5 protein-coding genes are annotated in these 4,160 nt (G+C 55.1%); 4 read left to right on the plus strand and 1 reads right to left on the minus strand.

All coding sequences use genetic code 11. The features are described from left to right. Positions 1-35 precede the first annotated feature (35 nt). The 4 genes from J8I87_RS43490 (at position 36) to J8I87_RS43505 (ending at position 2,417) form a co-directional block, all read left to right on the plus strand. Positions 36-851, plus strand: coding sequence for a DMT family transporter (locus J8I87_RS43490; protein WP_209938787.1), 816 nt, complete (start codon positions 36-38; stop codon positions 849-851). A 2-nt stretch (positions 852-853) separates the two neighbouring features. Then, positions 854-1,171, plus strand: coding sequence for a hypothetical protein (locus J8I87_RS43495; protein ID WP_313068277.1), 318 nt, complete (start codon positions 854-856; stop codon positions 1,169-1,171). After that, positions 1,168-1,611, plus strand: a complete 444-nt coding sequence (locus J8I87_RS43500; RefSeq protein ID WP_209938783.1) for a DUF3757 domain-containing protein — start codon at positions 1,168-1,170, stop codon at positions 1,609-1,611. The genes J8I87_RS43495 and J8I87_RS43500 overlap by 4 nt, the downstream gene beginning before the upstream one ends. 218 nt (positions 1,612-1,829) lie before the next feature. Beyond that, positions 1,830-2,417 (plus strand): chorismate mutase, encoded by a 588-nt coding sequence (locus J8I87_RS43505; RefSeq protein ID WP_209938785.1) that lies wholly within the window; start codon positions 1,830-1,832, stop codon positions 2,415-2,417. A 1,058-nt stretch (positions 2,418-3,475) separates the two neighbouring features. On the opposite strand, the gene J8I87_RS43510 is transcribed toward J8I87_RS43505, so the two are convergent. Further along, positions 3,476-3,958 (minus strand): iron-sulfur cluster assembly accessory protein, encoded by a 483-nt coding sequence (locus J8I87_RS43510; RefSeq protein ID WP_313068279.1) that lies wholly within the window; start codon positions 3,956-3,958, stop codon positions 3,476-3,478. Positions 3,959-4,160 lie beyond the last annotated feature (202 nt).

A 4,160-nucleotide genomic window follows, 5' to 3' on the forward strand; every position in this document is an offset into this window, starting at 1 on the left:
CTCAAGGGTTCGCTACGCCGGGCTCACGCCCGCCCTTGACCCGCAAAACCACCCACTCGGATTTCAAAAGAGGCATAAAACACAGTACCGTTGGCATAACCTGGTTGCGGTTGTGCTTCGCAGCGATAGCGCTCGCGGCCATCGCGAGACCGCCGCTGCACAAGTATTCTCGCCAGCACTGGGGTGCCGCGGTCGCGCTTGGCAGTGCGGCGGCGTGTATGACACTATGCTTCTTCGAGGCAGTGCGGCGTGTGCCGCTTGGGTTTGCAGTGGCCGTCAGCTTCCTTGGGCCGGTCGCGGTCGCGACATTCGGCGAGCGCAGACTCAGAAGATTGATGTGGCCGGTGTTCGCAGTCGCGGGCGTGCTATTGCTAGCTCGGCAGGACGGCATGTGGGTGGTCAGCCCTATTGACTTGGTCTTCCCGATTGGATCGGCACTCGGCTGGGTCGCGCACATCGTGTTGAAGAAGCGCGTCGGCATGATGTTTGAGGGGCCGGAAGGGCTTTCTGTGTCCCTGATCGCAGCCGCTGTCATTACCGGACCATTCGGTATTCTGCTGAGCGGCGGCCATTTGCCTGTGGGGCAACTCGTCAACGCCGCATATATTGCAGTCTTGGTGCCGATCGTCCCATACATACTTAAACTGATCGCCCTGCGTCGGATGAACGCATCCGCATTCGGTGTCGTGATGTGCACCGAGCCTGCGATCGCGGCGGCGATCGGCTGCCTCGTACTTGCACAGCCGATAAGCAGATCCCAGTTCGTTGGAACGCTGTGCGTTGTTTGCGCATGCATCGGTGCAGTGGTAGGCGGTATGCGTGCTCACTCATCTCCACGGGGTCGCGTGTGACTGTGAATCGCCTGATGGACGGTCTGCGTGGCGAGCCGTACGTGCTGTGGCGTGCCATGGCGTCCAGTTGGGTGTTCGTCCGTGTTGCTGCAAAAGCGGTGCGACAACACTACGGCCGCGCCTTTCTTCAAGCACGTGTCTCGCTACAGTTCGGCCCCGCGCAAGATCGTCATCGCAGGTGCCCTGCGGCCAACGCAGACACTCCAACGTTGCAAGATCGGACGGGAGTGAAAACGTCGCTTGAGAATTCGTCTTTTGAGTCGAAAGGCGAGACGATCTGCAAGAACTCGTTAATCAATATTTCAAAGGAGTACAAATGAGGAATAAGAAAGGTTTTTTGATTTTTATACTTGCGCTTGGCGTATCAGCTCATACGCTGGCTGCAACGGTAGAAAGCTGCCCTTCTCCAGCCCAGATCAAGAGGACAGTGAGCGTGTACTCGGCGCGAACCGGTGATAACGAAGGTGAATGGCTGGGTATTGCGCCTGCAGGTAGCGGAGGCAATATCAGGCAGTTTAACGCCGCCACGTTTTATCCAGCGCAGGATGATGACATATCGCGAGGATCGTTAGCCAAGTGCTCTTATGAAGTTGACAAAGGTACCGTAGACTTACGATATAAACCTAATTCGCTTCCGGAGCCGGTTGTCGCGTTGGAGGGTAGTACAGTGTGGCATCGGAAAGAAGGCCCGTTTGGCGTTATCTACTATGAATGCACTGATCCGACCGCTTCGGGTTGTAAATTCACCATCGTTCGATAGTCGGGATGATGCCTTTCCTTCTAGAAAGGCGTCGTAAGAGACGAACCATCTCGGTGCTCTCATGTTCTTCCTCCCGAATTTGGCCTGTCCGTCTCGTGCTAGGTCAGGGGCGCATTGACGGAGATTTCCCCGGTCGCTCGACCGGTATCGGGCGACGAGGTGTCTCCAGTCGCTATGCCGCTGGCAAGTATCGACCAATAGGAGTAGCAGTATTGGAAATGAAGAAGAAGGTTGGGCCCGTTGGGACTCGGCATGCCGTGACACTTGCACTAGCTTTATGGTTCGTGGCAGGCTGCTCGCCCGGCATTGGAGCGCAGCAGGATGCGTTCGTGCCGCTTGTGCGTAGCATGGCGGATCGCCTTAACACCGCTGACCAGGTCGCTCTTAGCAAGTGGGACACTGGTCAACCCGTCTACGACCGTCAGCGGGAAGCGCAAGTCATTGCAAATGCGGCGACGATGGCGTCTGAGTACGGGCTAACTGCGGAGGATGCGATAAACATTTTCTCGGACCAGGTTGAAGCCAACAAAGAAGTTCAGTACGCGCTGCTTAACAACTGGAGACGTCAGGGCGATGCCCCTGCCACGCCGCGCCAGAGCTTAGCGGGTGTCATCCGACCAATTCTAGATAAGCTACAGGCCTCTATCATGCAGAATCTGCAGAGCGTGGCACCTCTGCGCAGCATTGCAGATTGCCATGCACTGGTTGCATCGGCAGTGGGGCAAGTAGCTCAACAAGCGTCGCTTGATGTCCTTCATCGCGCGGCGCTCGATCGTGCGGTCGCACGGATATGTGTCAAATCTTGACTTTCCGACGAGTCTGAAGACGCGCAAACGTCCATTTGAGGGGCACCCTATCCGAGGGTCGGCTCGGAATACCCACATCGGCAAATTTGGGCGAAACGACGGCCGCTGAACCGTCTGAAACACGGCAGCCCGATCGTCGCGGTGCGCATAATCAGAGAGTTTCGAGGATAGCCATGAACTTGTCGGCTGCGTGAAAACACGGCGTCCGCGGCCCGATAGGCTACAAGCGTCCTCCGTGTGCGCAAGGTGGGACTCTTGGTCGATGCGTCGTGTCGATGCTTTCATTGTCCAGCAACAATGCGATGACACTGATGTCGATGTCGGCCTGCAACAGATGCGTCGCCGTCGCGTGCCTTATGACCGGGGCGATTTGTGCTTTTTCGACAGACTCGGATAGGTATGCACCACTTCGACGATCGCCTTTTCAGGATGCAATCGACGCTATTGCGGGTCGACGTCTCGCTGCAGTAGTTGGTGAACAATAGCGAAGGTCGGCATCGCGTCTCGTTCGCGCATCCATTTCCCGATCGCGTCAGCCGTCCTGGTTCAGAGTGGCACACACCGCTCCTTACGTTCTTGCCGTGAAGATGCAGAAGCTGCTGCGACTGACGAACTCAACCTGGCTGCAAGAGGTTATCGTAATCGCCGCAACTCGTGCGCCGGTGTTATACATCGGTAGCTGCATCGCGTGATGACGTGCTTCGAACGGGGTCGAGAGGTCAGGAGCAGCAAAAATCGCTTGAATTTCGGCTCGCGGCGCGAATCGGACGTCGATCGGCACGTTTGGTTTGGATCGACAGTACGGACATGGCCAAGGCCGATTGTCGCTTGATTGCTGCACAGAATAATTTATATGAGCGCCCGTGCGCTAGGTTTTCTTGCGTATTGATCTGGTCATTGAAGTCTAAGTTTGAAGTCAGGATCGAGGTGGCCGCTCGTAGTTCGTGGCGTAGGTCATAGAGATCTTCGTCATGAGCCGCGAGAGATGCAACCACCACCGTTTGTTTCCGCTACGACGCCAATCGAATCAAAGAGCAACGTTTCATCGCGTTCCAACTTCAACGAGGACACGTCGCAAAGGCACTACTGTGACCGCAAAACGTTTGTTCGTTCAGGCTATCGATCACGAAGCACGGGTGGGGTGCTCGCTCATCATAGTCGATCTGGGCGCCCGCGAGATACTTCAAGCTGGCGTTATCAATAAATATCGCAACGCCCTGCGTTTTTACCTTAATGTCGGAATGACCGACTGAATCATCTAGCACGATAAAATATCTTATATCGTCGAAGCCACGCACTTCGGCGCGCAGACGAATGTAAATCTGCGTCTCGTCTTGCAGTTTGACCAGTTCTGCGATTTTTTCTGCTGCTCGAGGCGTGAGCGTCGCGATATCATGCGCAAGTTCTGCTAAAAGGGATGTTCGTTGAACAACCATAGAAGTTTTTCTCAATAATTGGTTGGGAAGACAGACCGCGTTGATCGCTACATCGATAAGCGAAAACGCAAGGTTCGTACCATGCTGAATTTGTGAGGCATGCACTGAATTATTGCGTCAGTTTTGTCAAGTTCGTCGGCATTGTCGACCGATATCGATAGCTTGTTCTTGAAAATTGACATCCTTCAGATGCGTGTACATCCGTCTCAAAACACATGTCATGGAAACTTTGCCTCTTTTGAAATCCGAGTGGGTGGTTTTGCGGGTCAAGGGCGGGCGTGAGCCCGGCGTAGCGAACCCTTGAGGC

This window comes from Paraburkholderia sp. LEh10 (assembly GCF_017814945.1).
GTDB lineage: Bacteria > Pseudomonadota > Gammaproteobacteria > Burkholderiales > Burkholderiaceae > Paraburkholderia.